Here is an 869-nt window from a genome sequence, read left to right as displayed (position 1 = left end):
CTTCTGCTGACTTTTTTCTTTCCATGAAAGAATGCTTTTGATAAAGTTTGTTTTAGATTAAGTAAAAGGTCGCATCTGTAAACCTTTAGCTGCAGAGATGTGAAGCTTTTTTGCAGCTCACTAATACTACATACTAAACCTTGCAGAACGTGGAGGTTCTTAAAGAAGAATGAAGAAAGCTTTCTGATCAATTACTGACATTCTCAGGTTACTTCTCAACTACTACAAGATTCTCTCCTACTTTAAAAGAGATATTATGCTTGAATACTTCTGGCGCAGCAAGTACTTCAGGAAGTACTTCTGGTTGAATCTGAATAAGCTACTGTAAAGGTCTTGGGAGGGGTTTATTTTTCCTTCAGCCAACCTTTTATACATTTCTTTACAGTAATATTCTTTCCAGATGGCTTCACCTCGCTTCAAGGCACGCTTTTCTGCGGATGTCTTCACATGCTTCCGCTGTTGCCGCAACACCTTCAGTACTGTCTCTAACATACCGGGTATGTTAGCAGACATACTGGCGGAGTGAATGCGATAAGCTGCCGTAATTTCTGTATGATGGCAAACCGGGTGTGTTCGGGCAACTCTAAGGTATAAGTCATAGTCTGAGCAACTGTTTGGTGGTGTAACATCATATTGAAACTCATCAAATACCCACCGCCTGAACATTACGCAGGCAGGCACTCCTATGTAATTACCCTGCAACAAATGCCAATAGTGGTTCCGTGTTACTTCCCGCTTTTCAACTCTTTCATGGTTCTCATCGACGTACACTTTCTTGTGAGCACCAGAGGCATAGGCAAGTTTCTTATCACGCAGCATGTGTGACAGATTATATTCTATTGCCCCCGGCGTAAGCCAGTCGTCAGCAT

1 pseudogene is annotated in these 869 nt (G+C 42.0%); it reads right to left on the bottom strand.

From position 1 onward, the window contains the following. Positions 1-237: 237 nt before the first annotated feature. Positions 238-869: pseudogene (locus LN995_RS21680) on the bottom strand (glycosyltransferase family 2 protein); the annotation flags it as partial.

The sequence above is a fragment of the Pontibacter silvestris genome, from assembly GCF_020907275.1.
Classification (GTDB): Bacteria; Bacteroidota; Bacteroidia; order Cytophagales; family Hymenobacteraceae; genus Pontibacter; species Pontibacter silvestris.
Note: the sequence above shows the minus strand (reverse complement) of the source record. Positions and strands in the feature narration are given on the sequence as shown.